The organism is Nocardia sp. CC213A (genome assembly GCF_030766805.1).
Classification (GTDB): domain Bacteria; phylum Actinomycetota; class Actinomycetes; order Mycobacteriales; family Mycobacteriaceae; genus Nocardia; species Nocardia otitidiscaviarum.
Window position 1 is genome coordinate 103,271 of the sequence record NZ_JASFXA010000017.1, and the last position, 19,268, is coordinate 122,538.

The following is a 19,268-nucleotide window of genomic DNA, read 5'->3' on the forward strand; positions in this document are numbered from 1 at the left end:
TCGGTTCTTCCCTCCCTCCGCTCCTCCGCTTCGCTCCCCCGCTCCGGTCAGTCCAGAACCGAGACGCGCCGCGAACCAACGGGGTTTACTCGGGCGGTGGGGGTTTACGCAGGCAGCAGGGGGTGCCCCGGTGCGCGGGAGGGTGGGCACCGGGGGGTGGGCGATGGCGCGGCCGATGCGAACGGGCGCTGTGTCAGTTGGCGGTTTCGGGGAACCAGAGGGAGATCTCGCGCTTGGCGGACTCGGGCGAGTCGGAGCCGTGGACGAGGTTGAACTGGGTTTCCAGGGCGTAGTCGCCGCGGATGCTGCCGGGGACGGCCTTCTCGACCGGGTCGGTGCCGCCCGCGACCTGGCGGAAGGCGGTGATGGCGCGCGGACCCTCGAGGATCGCCGCGACCACGGGGCCGGAGGTGATGAACTCGATCAGGGAACCGAAGAACGGCTTCTCCTTGTGCTCGGCGTAGTGCTCGCCCGCCAGCTCCTCGGAGACGTTCACAAGCTTCAGCGCGGCGATCTTCAGACCCTTGCGCTCGATACGGGTGATGATCTCACCGATCAGGCCACGGGCCACGCCGTCCGGCTTGATGAGAACCAACGTCTGCTCAGTCACGGCGCACAGCGTAACCGGGGAGCGCGCGAACTCCCGAATCCGGCGACGTCAGCCCTGATGCTCGGTGCGCTGGCTCGGGAGCAGGCCCATCTCCATGCGCTTCTTCACATCCGCGCGCAGCACCAGGATGAACACCCACACCGCGGCGAAGACGATGCCGATGATGCCGATGGACAGGTGGATGAACGTGCCCGCCATCACGAAGACCTGCAAGCCCAGATTGAACGGGATGGCCCAGGGCCGCCGCTGCAAGCCGGAGCCGACGACCATCACCGCGGCCAGGATCACGAGGTAGGCGGTGGACCACCACTCCAGCCCGCCGCCGACCGCCGCCACCACCGGCAGCGCCAGCAGCACGGTGATGGCCTCCAGGATCAGCGATCCGGCCATCACCCCCCGGAAGCCCTTCCACGGATCGGTGGCGGGCGCGGGCACCGGATCGGCGGATGGGCTCGCGCCGGGCTCGTCGCCGCCGGACCGGGGCTCGTCATGATCACGCACGCTGCCGCCTCCTAGCATGACCATTCACGCGGGGTCCTTTCCGAACAGTGAGCGGGCCGCCCCGGCGGTGACGACCGAACCGGTGACGACGATGCCCGCCCCCGAGACCATATCCTCGCCCTCTTCGGCGAGGGCGATGGCGGTTTCGATGGCATCGGCCAGCTCGTGGGCGACCGCGACGCGTTCGTCACCGAAGCGCTGCACGGCCAGGTTGGCCAGATCGTCGACGGGCAGGGCGCGCGGCGAACCGTTCTGGGTGACCACGACGGTGTCGAAGATCGGCTCCAGGGCGTCGAGGATGCCACCGGCGTCCTTGTCCCCCAGGACCGCGATCACGCCGACCAGTTTGCGGAAATCGAATTCCTCGGTCAGGGTCGCCGCCAAGGCCCGCGCCCCCGCCGGATTGTGCGCGGCGTCGATGAAGATGGTCGGCGCGCTGCGCATGCGCTCCATCCGCCCCGGACTCGCGGCCGCCGCGAATCCCGCACGGACGGCATCGATATCGAGCTGCTTCTGCGCGCCCGCGCCGAAGAACGCCTCGACGGCGGCCAGTGCCAGCACGGCATTGCGGGCCTGATGCTCACCGTGCAGCGGCAGGAAGATCTCGTCGTACACCCCGCCCAGACCCTGGAGTTCCAGCATCTGCCCGCCGATGGCCACCGCCCGCGACAGCACCCGGAACTCCGAGCCCTCGCGTGCCACGGCGGCGTCGACCTCCACGGCCCGGCGCAGCAGCACCTCCATGACCTCGGGCTCCTGCTGTGCGATGACGGCCACGGTGTCGCGCGGCACCAGTTCGTCGTCGGGAGCCTTCTTGATGATCCCGGCCTTCTCCCCCGCGATGGAGGTGAGGTCCGGACCCAGATACTCGGTGTGGTCCAACCCGATCGGGGTGATCACAGCGACCTGTCCGTCGACCACATTGGTGGCGTCCCAGCGTCCGCCCATCCCGGTCTCGACCACGGCCACGTCCACGGGCGCCTCGGCGAAGGCCGCGTAGGCCATGCCGGTGAGCACCTCGAACTTGCTCATGGCCGGACCGCCCGCCGCCGTGGACCGCGCGTCGATCATCTCGACGTAGGGCTGGATCTCCCGGAAGGTCTCGACATAGCGCCCGGGGGTGATGGGCGCATTGTCGATGGCGATGCGCTCGGTGGCCAGTTGCAGGTGCGGGCTGGTGATCCGCCCGGTACGCCGGTGCAGGGCGGTGAGCAGGGCGTCGATCAAGCGGGTGACCGACGTCTTGCCGTTGGTCCCGGCGATGTGGATGGCCGGGTAGCCCTGCTGCGGCGAACCCAGCAGATCCATGAGCGTCGAGATGCGCGCGAGCGACGGCTCGATCTTGGTTTCCGGCCAGCGCTGGTCCAGTTCGGCTTCGACCAAGGCCATTTCGGCGAGGTCGACCGGGGAGGTGCCGCCCGTCAACGGCTCCTCCGCGTACCGACGCTCCGGCTCGTCGTTCACTGGCGCTCCGCCAGCTTCGCGATCTCCGCCAGCCGCGCGCCGATGCGCTCGACCTCGGAGGCGGCCAGTTCCCGACGCCCCCGGATCTTGGCGACCACATCCTCGGGCGCCTTGGCGAGGAAGCCCTCGTTGCCGAGTTTGGCGGTGGTGCCCGCCAGTTCCTTCTGGGCGGCGGCGAGGTCCTTCTCCAGGCGGCGGCGTTCGGCGTCGAGGTCGACGGTGCCGGAGGTGTCGATCTCCACGGTCACGGTGGCATCGGTGAGGCGCACCTCGAGTGCGGCGGTGGCGGCGAAATCCTCGCCCGCCTCGGTGAGCCGGGCGAGCGCGGCGATCTCGGCGAGCTGCCCGGTGAGGTCGGCGGCCTCGATGCCGATGAGCTTCGCGGCCACCTTCTGCTTGTCGGTGAGCCCCTGATCGCTGCGGAAGCGGCGGATCTCGGTGATGAGGCGCTGGGCGTCGGCGATGCGGCGATCCGACACCGCGTCGGCGGGCACGCCGGAGGTCTCGGGCCACCGCGCGATCACCAGGGATTCACCGTCGGTGAGCGCCCGCCACAGCGCCTCGGTGACGAACGGAATCGCCGGATGCAGCAGGCGCAGCACCGAATCCAGCACATTGCCGAGCACGACGCGGGTGCTGGCGGCGCGCTCCTCGGACGCGGCGAACTGCACCTTGGCCAGCTCCAGGTACCAGTCGCACAGCTCGTCCCAGGCGAAGTGGTACAGCCCTTCGAGGGCCTTGCTGAACTCGTAGCGGTCCAGCGCCGTATCGGTCTGGGCGCGAACGGCTTCGAGCCGGTCCAGGATCCAGCGGTCGGCGTCGGTGAGGGTGTCGCGGGCGGGCAGCTCGCCCGGTGCCGCGCCGTTCATGAGCGCGAACTTGGTGGCATTGAACAGCTTGGTGACGAAGCTGCGCGAGGCCATCACGTGCGAGGTGCCGATGGACAGGTCGCTGCCGGGCTGTGCGCCGCGGGCGAGGGTGAAGCGGGTCGCGTCCGCGCCGTATTCGCTGATCCAGTCCAGCGGGTCGATGCCGTTGCCGCGCGACTTGGACATCTTCTTGCCGTGTTCGTCGCGAATCAGGCCGTGCAGGAACACATCCTGGAACGGCACCTGCCGCTGTCCGCCCTTGCCCGAGGGCCCGCCCGTCTCCCGGCCACCACCCCTCACCGAATCGCTGCGCGATGCTGTGAGAACGGGGTCGTCGGAGACGAACATGCCGAACATCATCATCCGGGCCACCCAGAAGAACAGGATGTCGTAACCGGTGACGAGAACGCTGGTGGGATAGAACTTTCCGAGTTCCGGGGTGGCGTCGGGCCAGCCCATGGTGGAGAACGGCCACAGGCCCGAGGAGAACCAGGTGTCGAGCACGTCGGGGTCCTGCACGTAGCCCTCGGGGGCCTGCTCGTCGGGGCCGACGCAGACGATCTCGCCCTCGGGGCCGTACCAGATCGGAATGCGGTGGCCCCACCACAGCTGCCGCGAGATGCACCAGTCGTGCATGTTGTCGACCCATTCGAACCAGCGCGGCTCCTGGCTGGCGGGGTGGATCTTCACATCGCCCGAGCGCACGGCGTCACCGGCGGCCTTGGCGAGGGATTCCACCTTGACCCACCACTGCATGGACAGCCGCGGTTCGATGGGTTCGCCGGAGCGCTCGGAGTGGCCGACGCTGTGCACGTACGGGAACTTGCGGGCGACCACGCGGCCCTCGGCCTCCAGGCGCTCGCGGATCTTGCGCCGGGCCTCGAAGCGGTCCATGCCGTCGAATTCGGTTCCGCTTCCGGCGATCTTGCCGGTCTCGTCCATGATGGTCGGCATGGGCAGGTTGTGGCGCAGGCCCAGCTCGAAGTCGTTGGGGTCGTGCGCGGGGGTGATCTTCACCGCACCGGAGCCGAATTCGGGATCGACGTAGTCGTCGGCCACGATCGGGATCTGACGGCCGGTGATCGGGTGGTACAGCGTGGTGCCGACCAGCGCCGCGTACCGCTCGTCGTCCGGGTGCACCGCCACCGCGGTGTCGCCGAGCATGGTCTCGACGCGGGTGGTGGCCACGATCACGTGCGGCTCGTCGTCGTTCAGCGAGCCGTAGCGCAGCGAGACGAGCTCGCCCTCCACGTCCTTGTAGTCGACCTCGAGGTCGGAGATGCCGGTCTTCAGCACCGGCGACCAGTTGACCAGCCGTTCGGCGCGGTAGATGAGGCCGGCGTCGTAGAGCCGCTTGAAGATGGTCTGCACGGCTCGGGACAGGCCCTCGTCCATGGTGAAGCGGTCGCGGCTCCAGTCCACGCCGTCGCCGAGGCGGCGCATCTGGCCCTGGATCTGGCCGCCCGATTCGCGCTTCCAGTCCCAGACCTTGTCGACGAACAGTTCGCGGCCGAAGTCCTCCTTGGTCTTCCCGTCCGCCGCGAGCTGCTTCTCCACCACGCTCTGGGTGGCGATGCCCGCGTGGTCCATGCCCGGCAGCCACAGCACCTCGTAGCCCTGCATGCGCTTGCGGCGGGTGAGGGTATCCATGAGGGTGTGGTCGAGGGCGTGGCCCATGTGCAGGGAGCCGGTGACATTGGGGGGCGGCAGAACGATCGAGTACGGCGGCTTGTCGCTGCTCGCGTCGGCGGTGAAGTAACCAGCGGCTACCCAGCGCTCGTACAGCTCGGCCTCCACTTCGCCGGGGTTCCAGCTCTTGGGGAGGGCATCGGCACGATTACGCGAGTTCTCAGAGGCTGTGCTGGTCACCGTGCGATTCTAAAGAAGGACCTCGAGATAGCCGAAGAGCGGGGCTTTCGGCGGATGAGGGACACCGAAAGCCCCGCCCTCGTCAGCAAGACTACCGGCGAATCGAGCCGCTCTCCCGAATCCATAAGCAATTCTCAGGTTTTGACCGAATCGCCCAGGCTAGGCCAACTTTCGTTGCATCCACGTTGCATCCGGGGCGGATTTCCCGGCTCACCGGACAGCACAGTCCTCCTCCACCAGATCGGTGTTGACGGCGATGGCCACGGCCGCGGCGGCACCGGCGGCGGAGATCACCTGGAGGCGGGGATCGGCCACATTGCCCGCCGCGAACACCCCGGGCACGCTGGTCCGGCCGTTGGCGTCGGCGCGGACGTAACCACTGTCGGTCAGCTCACAGCCCAGGGCGTCCAGCACGGTGTTGTCCGGAATCATGTCGGCCACCACGAACAGCGCCGCGCGGGCCACGGAGGTGCCGTCCGCGAGTTCCACCGCGCGCAGCGCGTCGTCGGTGACGGTGATACCCGACACCTTGCCGTCCACGATGCGCACCCCGCGCGCCGTGATACGGGCGCGGTCGGCGTCGAAGAGCTCGAAGGTGTGCGGGAAGAACACCAGGTCCCGTGACCACTGCGGCAGTGCGAGCGCCAGGTGCACCGAGCGCGAGGCGGGCCCGGACTCCGCGGAGCCGAGCAGCCCGATCGGCTGATCGGCCACCTCGTGGCCGTGGCAATACGGACAGTGCAGGACATCCCTGCCCCACCGTTCCCGCAGACCGGGCAGCGGCGGCAGCTCATCGCGCAGACCGGACGCCACCAGCAGCCGGCGGGCACGCAGGGTGCGACCGCTCGCCAGCCGCACCTCGAATCCGGGAGCTGGGGCACGATCAGCATCCCCACCGGCTCCGTCCGCCGTCCCGGTGCGCGTGGCCGCGACCACGCGGTCGTCGATGAGTTCGCCGCCGTATCCGGCCACCTCGGCACGGCCGGCGGTGAGCAGTTCCAGGGGGTTCATGCCGTCACGGGAGAGGTAGCCGTGCATGTGGGCGGCGGGGGCGTTGCGGGGTGCGCCCGCGTCGATCACGGCCACCCGGCGGCGCGATCGGGCGAGGAGCAGGGCAGCGGACAGGCCCGCCGCGCCGCCGCCGATGACCAGCACGTCGTAATTTGTTTCGCTCATGCTTCCACCGTGCTGCCATACGGCGAGAACGGCAAACTATTTTGCCGATTCCGGGCCGCCACCGGACGGTAGCCAGTGTGTCACCCCCGGCGCGTCGCCCGAAGTGCCTGCCTCCCAGGAGATCCGGTGCCGGAACTCAGGGTTTTCCCGGTTGCCGAACGGGGAACGAACACGGATTCTGGGAGGGGTGAACCCCCCGCTCGAATCCGGTCCGCTACACCTCTCCCCCGATCCGCGCAGCATGGCCCCGTTCGAGGTGCACGACCTACGCGGCCATCCGATTCGCGAATTGCGTTACCCCGCAACGGCGGCCGTCATCGTCACGGGGGTTCCGGGCGCGGGCAAGAGCACCGCGCTACGCAGACTGTTCGGCTGCTCCAGCGATGCCGTCCGCCCCGCCGCCGGACCGGACGGCACGGTACTGCTGGACTCCCAGCACGCCCGCAACTGGTGGCAGCAATATCTGCGTGCCGTCCCCTACCCGCTGTGGCTGCCGATCGTGCACGTCACGCACTATCTTCGGATTCGCGCCGCACTGCACCGGGCGGACGGTCCGGTGGTCATTCACGACTGCGGCACCCGGCAGTGGGTGCGCCACCTGGTGGCGCTCTGGGCCCGCGCCGCGGGGCGGCAGGTGCACATGATCATGATCGACGCCCCCGCGGAACAGGCTCTGGCGGGGCAGGTCTCGCGCGGTCGCGAGGTGAGCGGCCTGAGCTTCCGCATGCACTGCGCGAAGTGGCGACGACTGGTGGACGCCGTCGCCGCCGGAACGAAACCGCGACCCGAGCCCGCCTCGGTGGTGATCCTCGATCGCCGGACGGTGACCGAACTGCGTGAGGTCTCCTTCGCCGCCTGACCCGACCGCCGCCCGACCCGATCGATCACTTCGTCGAGTGCCCCCGGCAAGTCCGGGGGCACTCTGCTGTCCGGCGACCATATCTATCATTCTCTCTACGATCGTTCTATAGTCGTTAGTATCTACTTGGATCGTCAACGGGAGGCGTGGTGAGCAGGACACGGCGGGCCGTCATCGCATTCGGCTGCGTGCTGACGCTGATCGCGGCGGCGGGTGCGTGGATCGTTTACCGGCACGACTTCGCCTTCCGCGAGGAGCGGGTGACCATTCCCGGCGCGGCACATCCGCTCCAGGCCACCCTGGCGCTGCCCGAACACGGCGAAACGCCGTATGGTCTGGTCGTTTTCGTCCACGGCGACGGCCCCGCCACCGCCGATCGAGACGGCTTCTACCGCCCCATCTGGGAGTCCTTCGCCCGGGCGGGCTATGCGTCGCTGTCCTGGAACAAGCCGGGAGTCGATGGCGCGCCGGGCAATTGGCTGGAGCAGAGCATGCACGACCGGGCGGTCGAGACCGAGGCGGCGCTCACCTGGGCTCGGCAGCGCGGTGACCTCGATCCGCTGCGGACCGGACTGTGGGGCATCAGCCAGGCCGGGTGGGTGCTGCCCGAGGTGGCCGTCCGGCACCCCGAGCTGCGCTTCGTCATCGCGGTGGGGGTCGCGATCGACTGGCTGCGGCAGGGCGCCTACAACCTCGACGCCGAACTGCGCTACCGCGGCGCGTCCGACGACGAGATCGCGCGGGCGCACCGGCGACGCGACGAGATACGGCGACTGTTGCGCGAGAACGCCTCCCACGAGCGGTATGTGGCCTCCGGCGTCGACGAGTCGCCGATGTCGGCCGACCGATGGCGCTTCGTCGTCGAGAACTACCGGTCGGACGCCGCCCCGACGCTGCCGCTGATCCGGGTACCCGTGCTGCTCGTGCTGGGCATGGAGGACCTGAACGTCGACGTCGCCGAAACCGAACGCGTCTATCGCGAATCGCTGCCGCCCCAGCGGCTGACCGTCCGGAAGTATCCGGACGCCTCGCACAGCATCGCCGTCGCGAAGCTGGACCACGAGCAGGGGATCCGCGCCTTCCTGGTGGCCGTTTTCGCGCCGCGCGCCCTGTACGCGCCCGGCTATCTCGAGGATCTGCGACGCTATGTGTCGCAGGCGGAATAGGAGTTCCCATGCGAGTTCTGGCTCTCGGCGGCCCCGGTGCCATGGGCGCCGCCGCCGTACACACCGCGGTCACCCTGCCCGATATCGACGAGATCGTCATCGCCGATCGCGATCTCGCCGCCGCCCGGCGGCTGGCGAACCGTCTCGCCCACGCGCCCATGTCGATACGGGCGATCGAGGTGGACGTCACCGACGACGAACGGCTGCGGCGCGCCCTGTCCGCTGCCGACGTGGTGCTCAATACCGTTGGCCCGTACTACCGTTTCGGACCCGCCGTATTGCGCGCGGCCATTGCCACCGGCACCCACTATCTCGACATCTGCGATGACTGGGAGCCGACGGAGCGCCTGCTCGAACTCGATCACGAGGCCCGCGACCAGGGGGTGTGCGCGATCATCGGCATGGGTGCGAGCCCGGGAATGAGCAATCTGCTCGCCGCCGTCGCCGCCACCGAGCTGGAGACCGTGCGGGATGTGTACACCGCGTGGCCGGTGGACATGGATGCCGAGGACAAGGATCTGCTGCTGCCCCCGGGCGGCAGCCCGGCGGCGGCCGCCGTGCACTGGATGCAGCAGAGCAGCGGCACGATCCGGGTGGTCGAGGCCGGACGGCTCACCGATCGGCGACCGCTCACCGCCACCGCCCTGCGGCTGCCCGGCGGACGGCGCGGCACCGCCTACACCGTCGGCCATCCGGAGCCGATCACCCTGCGGCACAGTCTGAACGCCAGCGGTGACGCGGCCACGCTCATGGTCGTCACGCCGTGGACGCTCGCCTATCTCGAGGTGCTGCGCCGTGATATCGACGGCGGCAGACTCACCAACGACACCGCCGCGCTCGCCTTGGCCGAGCCCACACTGTCGCGGCTGCTGCGGTCGGTGCCGATCGCCCTGCGCACCAAGGGACCCGGCACCTTGCCGTCGTTCTTCGCCGCCGTCACCGGGCGCGCGCACGGACGCGAGCGGACGGTGCTGGCCTATCTGAACACGTCACCGCCCCCGACGGATCCGGCGCGCGGGCTGCTCGGTGATATGGCGCGCGCCACGGGAATCCCCTTGGCGCTGGGCATGTCCCAGCTCGTCGATGGTTCCGCGCTGCGCCCCGGCGTGCATCCGCCGGAGACCATCATCGACCCGGTGCGCTTCTTCGCCGACCTGGACCGGGTGCTGGACCGCGACTCGGACGCACCGCTGTACCGGGTCGAATGCGAGGCCGGATAGCGCACCCCGATCACTCGACCACGACTCGGAAACACCGCGGTGCCGGGTCGAACACGAGAACGGAAAGCCCACCGCGATCAACGATCGGAACCGCGCCGACCGTAGGATGGCCGAGCACATCGCCAGCGTGTAGGTGCGCACCGCCAGGATGGCAGAGCGCACCGCCAAGATGGCAGAGCGCACCGCCAGGATGGCAGAGCGCACCGCCAGGATGGCGCAGCGCACCCGCCGGAATGGGAAAGCGCATCGCCGGAATCGGCGAGCGCACGCGACAGGGCCGAGCGCCGCACCGATCAGGAGGTGACCCAGTGGCCGCTCCGCACGAACCGGATGTCTCCACGCGCACGCTCGTCGAGAGCATGATCCGCGCGGACGCGACCATCGACGCCGGGGAGCTGTACGACGTCGCCAATGCCCTCGGCATGACCGACCAGCAGGTCCGGCTCTGTATCAAACGGCTGGCCGCCGACGGGAAGTTCGTCCAGGAGGGGCGCGGGCGCAAGGCGGTGCTGCACGCCACCGCGACCACCCGCGCCGCCATCGAACCCGATCTGGAGTTCATCCGCTTCATGTACGCGCAGGACCGCGGGCAGGTGTCCTGGGACGGGGTATGGCATCTGGCCGCGTTCGCCGTTCCGGAGTCGGCCCGCCACGCCCGCGATGCCATGCGGGACACCATCGTGGGACTGGGTGGCGCGCCGATCCAGGGCGGGCTGTACGTCTCGGCCAACCCGTGGGAGGACCGCCTGCACGCCGCCGCGGACGGCCTCGGGGTCACCGGCAACATCACGACCGCGACCAGTACGGATCTGCGGGTGGGCGGCGTGCACGAGCCGCGCGCACTCGCCGCCCGGCTGTGGCCGTTGGACCGCATCGCCGACGGCCATCGCCGTCTGCTCGCCGCCGCCGAGGGCTTCCTGGCCGAGTTGCGCACCGCCGCGCACACCCGGCGGCTCACCATCGCCGTGACCCTGGCCGCGGAGTTCACCCGCGCGGTGGAGCCCGATCCGCTGCTGCCCCCACAGTTGCTGCCGCAGCCGTGGATCGGCACGGCCGCCCGCGCGAGCACGGCCGCGTGCTGGGCGGAACTGCTGAAAGCCGAACCAGCGCAGGAGATTCGCCTGTTCCGCTGGTACTCGGAGGTGGTCGGCGAGGTCGCGGCGACGGCACCGCGGCGCTGACGTCGCGGACCCGCCACCGCATCGCCGCCTCCGCGGTGTCAGCTGCTGCTCGGTCTCCGTCCGTGGCTACGGCTACGGCTACGGAACCAGTATCGCCTGCGCTCCGGGCCGGGCGCGGAAGGTGGCCGGCAGCATGCCCGCGGGTTCCCCATCGGCTGTCGCGGGGGCACCCGGAGCGGTCAGGGTGATGGTGGCGGCGCGGTACTGGCTGACCGCCGGATGGTCGATGCGCTTGCCCGAAGACAGGGCCGGAAGCATCCGCAGCATCTGGAGCCGCGACATGGCCCCCACCACGGTGAGGTCGAGCAGTCCGTCGTCGAGCACGGCGTCGGGGCAGATCAGCATGCCGCCGCCGTAGGTCTTGGTATTGCCGACCGCGACCATGATGGCGTCGGTGTCGATGACCGCGGTCCCGTCCGGATGGTCGGGGGAGCCACTCAACTCGATGCGGTACGGCACCGCGAGCCCGTGGAACAGCTCGATCAGCGCCGCCACCGTGTAGCGGGCCGGTCCGTTGGGCCAGCGCAGGTCGTTGGCGCGCAGGGTGACCCGCGCGTCCAGTCCGGTACCGGTGACCGTGGCGAACCAGAACGGCCCGGACTCGCCCGCGGTGGCCGCGGTGGCCGCGGTGTCGACGGTGCCCAGATCGACGTCACGGGTCTTCCCTGCCAGCACCACGTCCACGGCGGCATCGGTGTCGTCGGGGATCTCGAGCTGCCGTGCGAGGTCGTTGCCGGTGCCGCCGGGCACCAGGCCCAGCGGTATCCCGGTCCCCGCGAGCGCTTGCAGCACAACGCAGGTCAGGCCGTCGCCGCCCGCGCTCACCACTACGTCGGGACGGTGATCCGGATCGTCGAGGGCGGCACGGACCAGCCGGGTGGTGTCCGCGGCGGAGTCACCGCACAGTTCCCGCACCCGCACGCCGTGGGTGGTGAAGCGGGCAACGGCGGCGGCTCCGACCTCCAGGCCGCGGCCGTGCCCGGACATCGGATTGGTCACCAGGGCGACCGAGTGGATCTCTTTCACGGAATCAGCTTCCCAGGGTTGAGGATTCCGGACGGGTCAACGGCCTGTTTCACCGCGCGCAGCACCCGCACGCCGAGGTCGCCGATCTCGTCGGTCATCCAGGGGCGGTGGTCCGCACCCACGGCGTGATGGTGGGTGATGGTGCCCCCGGCGGCCACGATGGCGTCCCCGGCGGCCCGCTTGGCCGCCGCCCACTGGGCGAGCGGGTCGTCGGCCTGTTTGGCGATGACGGTGAAGTACAGCGAGGCCCCGGTCGGGTAGGTGTGCGAAATATGGCACATGACCAGGGCCGGGGTGCCCTGCGCGGTGAGCGAATCGGTCAGCGCGACGGTGACCTTCGCCTTGAGTTCGGCGAGGTTGGACCAGCTGGTGGCGGTCTCCAGGGTCTCGCAGAGGATGCCGACATCGAGCAGGGCGTCGCGCAGGTAGGGGGCCGAGAAGCGGCCGTGCTCCCATTCGGCGGCGGGCCGCTCCCCGAGCGCGGTGCCACCGGCGGCGGTGAACAGCGCCTCGGCCTCGGCCCGGCGGGCGGCCACGTGCGCGGCGCTGCCCTCGAAGGTGGTGACGGCCAGGCAGCCGCCCACGGCCGCGCCGCCGATATCTCCGGCGCGGGCGAGGTTGAGGCCGGTCTCGGCCTCGTCGGACAGGCGCAGCACCGTCGGGGCCGCGCCGGTCTGGATCACGCTGCGCAGCGCGTCCGCGCCGGTGCCGAAGTCCGGGAAGGACCACGCCTGGTACGCCGTGGTCTCCGGTACGGGATGGACGCGCAGGGTGACGGCGGTGATGATGCCCAGGGCGCCCTCGGAGCCCGCGAAGAGTTCGCGCAGATCGGGTCCGGCCGCCGAGGCCGGGGCGCGGCCCAGGTCGAGGCTGCCGCCCGGGGTGGCGATGCGCAGCCGCTGGATCATGTCGTCGAAACGGCCGTAGCCCGCCGACGCCTGTCCGGAGGAGCGGGTGGCTGCGAAGCCGCCGATACTGGCGAATTCGAAGCTCTGCGGGAAGTGGCCGAGTGAGAGTCCGTGCGCGGCGAGCAGTTCCTCGGCGCGCGGGCCGGTGAGCCCGGCGCCCAGGGTGGCGGTGCCGCTGACCGGGTCCACCTCGGTGAGGGTGTCGAGGCGGCGCAGGTCGAGCGCGATCACCACCGGGAAGGCTCCGCGCACCGGGTCCAGGCCGCCGACGACGCTGGTGCCGCCGCCGAAGGGTACGACCGCGATGCCGTTGCCGGCGCAGTAGGCCAGGACGGCGAGCACTTCGTCGTGATCGGCCGGGAAGACGACGGCGTCGGGCGCGTCCTGCGGGCCCTCGGCGCGGCGGCGCAGCAGATCGGGGGTGCTCTTGCCGCCCGCGTGGCGGAGTCGGTCGCGGTGGCCGTCCGACACGTGGTCCGCACCGACCACCGCGACCAGCCCGGCTCGCTGGTCCGGCGTGATCGCCGAGGCGCGCAGCGGCACGTCGCCCTCATCGCGACGGGCCACCGGCTCACCCGACACCCCGAACACCTGAGCCAGCAGTCCCCGGATCCGTTCGGGCAGTGGCTGCTGTCCGGACGGGGCGCCCCAGGCGTCCCACACCATACTCGGACGAGCGTCCGGCTCGCCCGGGTTTTCGGTGGATGCGGCGGGTGCTTTCATGTCGGCCATGCGTTACAGTCTGACATAGATTGTCAAGCAGTAACGAACCTGGGATGACACGATGACCGAACCGTCCTCCGCCGTCGATCGGGCGATCCTCGACGCGGCGCGGGCCTGCGTGGCCGAATTCGGAGTGCGCCGCACCACCCTCACCGAGGTGGCGCGGCGGGCGGGCGTGAGCCGCCCCACCGTCTACCGCCGCTGGCCCGATACCGGATCGCTGGTGGCCGACCTGCTGGTGCGGGAACTCCGCGAGATCGTCGCCCGCGCCGTACCCGACGAGGGCGACTCGCGGGAGCGCCTGTGCATGGCCATTGTCGGCGGCGGTGCGGCGGTGCGCGAGAACCCGTTGTTCAGCAAGATCTTTCGCGCCGACACGGACGTGATGCTCACCTACGTGTTCGAGCGACTGGGCCGAAATCAGCGGCGGCTCATCGAGATGTTCGCCGACAGCATTCTGGCCGGGCAGGCCGACGGTTCCATTCGCGACGGCGATCCCGAGCGGATGGCCACCATGCTGCTGCTCATGAGCCAGTCGGCGGTGCAGTCGGCGGGCACGGTCGCTCAGTTCCTCGACGCCGACCATCTCGACGCCGAACTCGCCTACGCCATCGACAGCTATCTCACCCCGCACGCCGGGCGCTAGTGCGCCCTCTTCGAAAGGCCAAGTCATGACCGGAAATTCGGCACAGTCCAGCTCCGCGCTCAATGCCGGGCGCCGCGAGCGCGAGCTGCGGGCACTGGGTGACGGCGGCGAGATCGACGTGCTGGTGATCGGCGGTGGCATCACCGGTGCGGGCGTGGCGCTGGACGCCGCCGCGCGCGGACTGCGCACGGTTCTGGTGGAGAAGCACGACCTGGCCTTCGGCACCAGCCGGTGGAGTTCCAAACTGGTGCACGGCGGGCTGCGGTACCTGGCCAGCGGCGGGGTCGGCATCGCGCACGAGAGTGCGGTGGAGCGCCACATCCTGCTCACCCGCACGGCTCCGCATCTGACCCGGGCGCTACCACAGGTGGTGCCGCTGCTGCCGGGCATCGGTGCGGCACAGCAGGGCCTGATCCGGGCCGGCTTCCTGGCCGGAGATGTCTTGCGCCGCACGGCCGGAACGTCGGCGGCCGTGCTGCCGCGTTCGCGCCGGGTGGCGGCGGCGGAGGCGCTGCGCCTGGCTCCGACGGTGCGCCGGGACGGTTTGCGCGGCGGGCTGCTGGCCTGGGACGGGCAGTTGGTGGACGATGCCCGGCTGGTGGTGGCGATCGCGCGCACGGCGGCGCTGCACGGGGCGTCGGTGCTCACCCGGGTGGAGGCGACGCGGGTCACCGGCGACGCGGCGACGCTGCACGACCGGGTCACCGGCGAAACCCTGTCCGTGCGGGCGCGGGCGGTGGTCAATGCCACCGGAGTGTGGGCCGATCAGGTCGATTCGAGTATCGAGTTGCGGCCTTCGCGCGGTACGCATCTGGTTTTCGACGCGGCGTCCTTCGGCGGGCTCGACGCCTCGCTCACCATTCCGATTCCGGGCAGCATCAGCCGTTTCGTCTTCGCCTTCCCCGCCGCCCACGGCCGGGTCTATCTGGGCCTCACCGACGAGGAAGCGCCCGGCCCCGTCCCCGACGTGCCGCACGCCACCGACGCCGAAATCGACTTCCTGCTCGACACGGTCAACACGGTGCTCCGGGAACCGTTGACCCGCGCCGATATTCGCGGCACCTTCGCGGGCCTGCGGCCCCTGTTGCGCACCGCCGACGACGCCACCGCCGACATCTCCCGCGAGCACGCGGTGCTGCCCTCCCCCTCCGGCGTCATCACCGTCGTGGGCGGCAAACTGACCACCTACCGCAAGATGGCCGAGGACACCGTGGACGCCGTCCTCACCCAGCGCGGCCTCACCGCCCGCCCCTGCCGCACCCGGCGTCTTCCCCTGGTCGGAGCCGTCTCCGGCGCGGCCCGCGACCGCATCCCCGCCACCCCCGACCTCATCGAACGCTACGGCTCCGAGGCCCCCGCCGTCCTCGCCCTGGCCGAGGCCAACCCCGACCTGGCCGCCCCGGTGGCCCCCGGCCTGGACGTCATCGCCGCCGAATTCGCCTTCGCCACCACCCACCAGGCCGCCCTCACTCCGGCCGACCTGCTCGACCGCCGCACCCGAATCGGCCTCGTCCCCGAGGCCCGCACCGCCGCCGAACCCGCCGCGAAAGCCGCCTTCGCCTGACCGGAACGGAAACTCCGCCCGCCTTCTTCGGGCGTGCGGCCGGTCTTCGCCCGAACCCTCACTCCCGCAATCGACCGATTCGCTCGGCCTCCGCTTCCCCCTGCGCCCGACCGGCTTTCGCTGCCGCAACCCGGCAGTCCGGATCCAACGGGTTCTCCCCGAACGCCACTACCGAAGCATCGTCCGGCGCGATGACCTCCACCCGCGCCCCACCAGCGACCAATTCCGCCACCTCATCGTCCAGGGGCCAGACGGGTAACGGCGCGAGTATCAGCACCCGTGCGCATCCTCGCGCGTAATCGGCGTTGGTGGTGCTGCGAACCCCGCCATCGGTGTACAGCGCACCCCCGATCTCCACCACCGGCCACACCCCCGGCACCGCCGAACTCGCCGTCACCGCGTCCACCAGTGACACCCCGGAATTCCGATCGAACACCCGTGGCTCCCCGCTCACCGCATCGACTGCGATCACCAGCAGTCGCCGCTGCGGCCATTCGTGCACGGGCAGGCGGCTTTCCACAACGGCCCGCCGCACCGGTGCCGGAACTGTTCGTGAGGCGCGTGCGAAAGCCCCTGCTCTCCTTCGTATTTCCGCCGGATCATCGGTGTCGGCCGCGATGGCGGCCCGCGCGGCGGTGAGTTCGCTGAGCGGATTCCCGGGCGGCAGCACCTCCCGGCTCTGCACTCGCGCGTCGATCTGCCTGCGGTACAGCTCTGCTGGCGGCAGGCCGCTGGTGAACTGCGCCGCCACATTGGCCCCCGCCGACGTTCCGACCAGCAGATCGGCATCGGTCACATCCACCCCCGCATCCGCGAGCCCGACCAGCACCCCGTTCTGCCATGCGATTCCGGCGACGCCGCCGCCCCCGAGCACCAGTGCGCGTCCGCCTGCCATGTGGACTCCTCTCGCCTGCCGTATGCCGAACACACAGCCTTCGACGTGCGGAGCCTATTCCCCCACTAGTGGGTGACGATGCAGCCGGATCCGGAGTTGAGCCCGACGCCCACCGTGAGGTCGACGTAGGGCACCACGTCGCCCCCGGCATTGGGTTGGATGGCCTGCAACCGGTGTTCTCCCGGAGCGGCCGGGGTCCAGTGTCCGGTGGCGATCGCTCCGGACGGCCGCACCACAGCGAACGCCACCCCGTTGTCGTAGATGACGACCGGCGTCACCGGATCGTCCACGTACACGTTCACCGGATAGGTGCATCCGGCCCCGTAGTTGGTCGCCGAACCGAAGCTGATACTCGGTTCGACGCCGATGCGAGTGGCGGTGGCGGCCGCGGTGGGCGTGGTGAGCAGGGTGGCGGCCAGGGCCGCACAGCCCGCTCCCACCGCGATGAGCGGGCGGGTGGATTCTCGGTTTCCCGTGGTCATGCGCATGGAGCAGTCCTCGTCGTACCGAGTCGACGCCGGGTGCGCCGACGATCTGCGTCGATCGTCGCGTGCGCCACGTCACGGCGCATCGAAACGCGCTCAATTCGTCCGGAAAGGCCACTGGAAGTTCGCTGTACCGGGTGGACGGCGTCGATGGGACGGAACGAGCCATCCCCTCGACCGGGGAACGTCCTATTGTGGGCAGCGGTATCCGATGCGCCAGGGGAGAGGAGGCGCGCAATGGGTCGTATTCCGTCCACGGTGGCGCTGTCGCGGGGAGACGGGCTGATCGCGCGATTCGGAAGCGTGGTGCTGTTCCTCACCGGCGAGACGGCGTCCACCGAGCGGATTCTCGGGGCGGCCGAGGCGGCGGCCGCGGCCGCCGACCCGGGTGTCGCCATCGCCCAGCGCCTGGCCGCGGCGATCTTCGCGGGTGGATCCGCCCAGTCGCCGTCGTTCGGCGTGGTCGCGCCGACCTCCGACGGCCTGCTGATCCTGCTGCGCGGCCCGGTCCGGGCGGTGGTGGACGGCCCGGAGGGCGCTCGCGAACTCTCCGGCGACCGCGCCATGACCTGGACCGATGAAATCATCCGCGACCCCGTCCGCCGCATCACGGTCGGCACCGAAGACACCACCGCCGAGATCCCCCACACCGACCTCCGCTCCGGCATCGCCCCCGGCGGCGGCTTCATCCTGCACGCCCCCGCCCGCCACCGCAGCGGCACCGGCAGCGGCAGCGGCAGCGGCAGCGGCAGCGGCAGCGGCAGCGGCAGCGAGGAGGCTGCCCCGTCGGCGGACCGAGCGGTGCGCCAGCCGCCCGAGCGAGGGGTGTCGCGCACCGGCTATCCCGAACGCACGATCCCCAATCCGGCCGCCACCACACCGCTGGCCGCCGGATCCCCCGCACCGTCGTCGCCGGTGTCCGGAGCGGATTCCGCACGCTCCTCCGGGCCGAAGGTCCGACCGGGCAGCGACATCCCTCCCACGGCGCACGCCGTCACCCGACTCTCCGGTGACCTGCCCGATCCGGACCGTCCGCCCGCCGAGAACCCGCCGCCCACAGTCATGTTGGGCAAGCGATCGGCCGCCGCGCGATCCGCGACACCGCAGGCCGGTGCCGCACGCGGCGAGTCCGAGGCCACGTCGAAACCCGCCCGTTCCGAGCGCTCCGCATCCGACCGACCGAAGCGTGGGACGGAGGCGTCCCCGTCAGCCGAACCTCCGCGTACCGCACCGTTCGACGCCCGCGCGGCCGCCATGGAGGACGCCGACGGCCCGGATTCCGCCGAACCGGCGGCCGATTCGGCCCAGCAGGCGCGGCCCGCCCCGAAGCAGGGAGAGGCCACGCGGCAGCAGGCGCGACCCGAGCCAAGATCACCCGAGACCCCACGGCCCGGCCCGCATCCCGCACCCGGACCGCCCGACGCCGCACGGCACGAGCCTCATCCCGCCCAGGAAGCCGCGCAGCGGCAGGCGCGTTCGGCACCGGAGCGTTCCGAGCCCGCACATCCGGCACCGGCGGCGAAACCCTGGGTCGTCCCCAAGGCGTGGTCGGCCCAGGCGGTCGAGCCGCCGCGACTGCCCGCACCGGAAACGACCGCGCTGGCCGAACCGCTCGGCGCGCTCACCATGTCGGGCGGTGAGTCCTACCCGCTGGATCGTCCGTATGTGCTCGGCCGCGATCCCATGGCCGACGAGGCGGTGCGCCGAGCGGCGGCCTCCCCCATCGCCCTCACCGGCGACCGGCACATCTCGCGGGTGCACGCACGGGTGTTCATCGAGGGCGCGGGGGTTTTCGTACAGGATGCCGCCACCCCGGGCGGCACCTATATCGCGGCCCCGCGCGCGGAGGACTGGATTCGGCTGGGTGCGCAGCCGATGGAATTGAAGCCGGGCTGGAGCCTGCGCATCGCCGACCGCATCCTCACCTACAGCACCGACGCTATTCGCCCGCGACGACGCTGACGTAGTCGGAACGGGACCGACACGATCAGCACGAAACCCACACGATCCGCACCACCCACACATCCACACGACGCCCACGCGGTCAGCCGGGTGCGAGCGCGGCCCAGTCACCGACGCCAGCGCGGCGGACGAGAGCGGTTCCGG

The 19,268-nt window shown here is 70.7% G+C and carries 16 protein-coding genes; 7 read left to right on the top strand and 9 right to left on the bottom strand.

From position 1 onward, the window contains the following. Positions 1-193 precede the first annotated feature (193 nt). From ndk to QJS31_RS27275, 5 genes are all read right to left on the bottom strand, one after another. Positions 194-610, bottom strand: coding sequence for a nucleoside-diphosphate kinase (gene ndk / locus QJS31_RS27255; RefSeq protein ID WP_282783133.1), 417 nt, complete (start codon positions 608-610; stop codon positions 194-196). Between the two features lie 48 nt (positions 611-658). Beyond that, on the bottom strand, positions 659-1,000 hold the full coding sequence (locus QJS31_RS27260; protein WP_282783140.1) for a DUF4233 domain-containing protein: 342 nt from the start codon (positions 998-1,000) through the stop codon (positions 659-661). A 135-nt stretch (positions 1,001-1,135) separates the two neighbouring features. Then, positions 1,136-2,500 carry a folylpolyglutamate synthase/dihydrofolate synthase family protein gene (locus QJS31_RS27265; protein WP_282783138.1) on the bottom strand — a complete coding sequence of 455 codons (1,365 nt, stop codon included), beginning with the start codon at positions 2,498-2,500 and terminating at the stop codon, positions 1,136-1,138. A 71-nt stretch (positions 2,501-2,571) separates the two neighbouring features. After that, a complete protein-coding gene (locus QJS31_RS27270) occupies positions 2,572-5,313 on the bottom strand; it encodes a valine--tRNA ligase (protein WP_306358060.1) in 2,742 nt (913 codons plus the stop codon). 210 nt (positions 5,314-5,523) lie between these two features. Then, positions 5,524-6,489, bottom strand: a complete 966-nt coding sequence (locus QJS31_RS27275; RefSeq protein WP_282783129.1) for an NAD(P)/FAD-dependent oxidoreductase — start codon at positions 6,487-6,489, stop codon at positions 5,524-5,526. Positions 6,490-6,676: 187 nt separating this feature from the next. On the opposite strand from QJS31_RS27275, the gene QJS31_RS27280 reads away from it, so the two are divergent. From QJS31_RS27280 to QJS31_RS27295, 4 genes are all read left to right on the top strand, one after another. Then, complete coding sequence (locus QJS31_RS27280) at positions 6,677-7,348, top strand: AAA family ATPase (RefSeq protein ID WP_306358061.1); 672 nt, start codon at positions 6,677-6,679, stop codon at positions 7,346-7,348. A 149-nt stretch (positions 7,349-7,497) separates the two neighbouring features. Continuing rightward, on the top strand, positions 7,498-8,514 hold the full coding sequence (locus QJS31_RS27285) for a S9 family peptidase (protein ID WP_282783124.1): 1,017 nt from the start codon (positions 7,498-7,500) through the stop codon (positions 8,512-8,514). An 8-nt stretch (positions 8,515-8,522) separates the two neighbouring features. Beyond that, positions 8,523-9,734 (top strand): saccharopine dehydrogenase family protein, encoded by a 1,212-nt coding sequence (locus QJS31_RS27290; RefSeq protein WP_306358062.1) that lies wholly within the window; start codon positions 8,523-8,525, stop codon positions 9,732-9,734. 359 nt (positions 9,735-10,093) lie between these two features. After that, on the top strand, positions 10,094-10,915 hold the full coding sequence (locus QJS31_RS27295) for a PaaX family transcriptional regulator C-terminal domain-containing protein (protein ID WP_282783135.1): 822 nt from the start codon (positions 10,094-10,096) through the stop codon (positions 10,913-10,915). Positions 10,916-10,993: 78 nt separating this feature from the next. Here QJS31_RS27295 and QJS31_RS27300 read toward each other — a convergent pair whose 3' ends face one another. Then, positions 10,994-11,941 (bottom strand): YegS/Rv2252/BmrU family lipid kinase, encoded by a 948-nt coding sequence (locus QJS31_RS27300; RefSeq protein ID WP_282783120.1) that lies wholly within the window; start codon positions 11,939-11,941, stop codon positions 10,994-10,996. Continuing rightward, entirely contained in the window at positions 11,938-13,515 is a 1,578-nt protein-coding gene (locus tag QJS31_RS27305; protein ID WP_306358089.1) for an FAD-binding oxidoreductase, read from the bottom strand. Before QJS31_RS27305 ends, QJS31_RS27300 begins: the two co-directional genes overlap by 4 nt. 118 nt (positions 13,516-13,633) lie before the next feature. On the opposite strand from QJS31_RS27305, the gene QJS31_RS27310 reads away from it, so the two are divergent. Both QJS31_RS27310 and QJS31_RS27315 read left to right on the top strand, forming a co-directional pair. Further along, the gene (locus tag QJS31_RS27310) at positions 13,634-14,218 is read left to right on the top strand and encodes a TetR/AcrR family transcriptional regulator (RefSeq protein WP_306358063.1); all 585 of its coding nucleotides are present in this window, start codon (positions 13,634-13,636) and stop codon (positions 14,216-14,218) included. A gap of 25 nt (positions 14,219-14,243) precedes the next feature. Then, positions 14,244-15,782 carry a glycerol-3-phosphate dehydrogenase/oxidase gene (locus QJS31_RS27315; protein ID WP_306358064.1) on the top strand — a complete coding sequence of 513 codons (1,539 nt, stop codon included), beginning with the start codon at positions 14,244-14,246 and terminating at the stop codon, positions 15,780-15,782. A 58-nt stretch (positions 15,783-15,840) separates the two neighbouring features. Here the strand turns inward: QJS31_RS27315 and QJS31_RS27320 are convergent, their stop codons facing one another. Next, entirely contained in the window at positions 15,841-16,677 is an 837-nt protein-coding gene (locus tag QJS31_RS27320) for a patatin-like phospholipase family protein (RefSeq protein ID WP_306358065.1), read from the bottom strand. A 65-nt stretch (positions 16,678-16,742) separates the two neighbouring features. Then, complete coding sequence (locus QJS31_RS27325) at positions 16,743-17,165, bottom strand: hypothetical protein (protein WP_148310270.1); 423 nt, start codon at positions 17,163-17,165, stop codon at positions 16,743-16,745. A 234-nt stretch (positions 17,166-17,399) separates the two neighbouring features. On the opposite strand from QJS31_RS27325, the gene QJS31_RS27330 reads away from it, so the two are divergent. Beyond that, entirely contained in the window at positions 17,400-19,124 is a 1,725-nt protein-coding gene (locus QJS31_RS27330) for an FHA domain-containing protein (RefSeq protein WP_306358066.1), read from the top strand. The last annotated feature ends 144 nt before the right edge of the window (positions 19,125-19,268 follow it).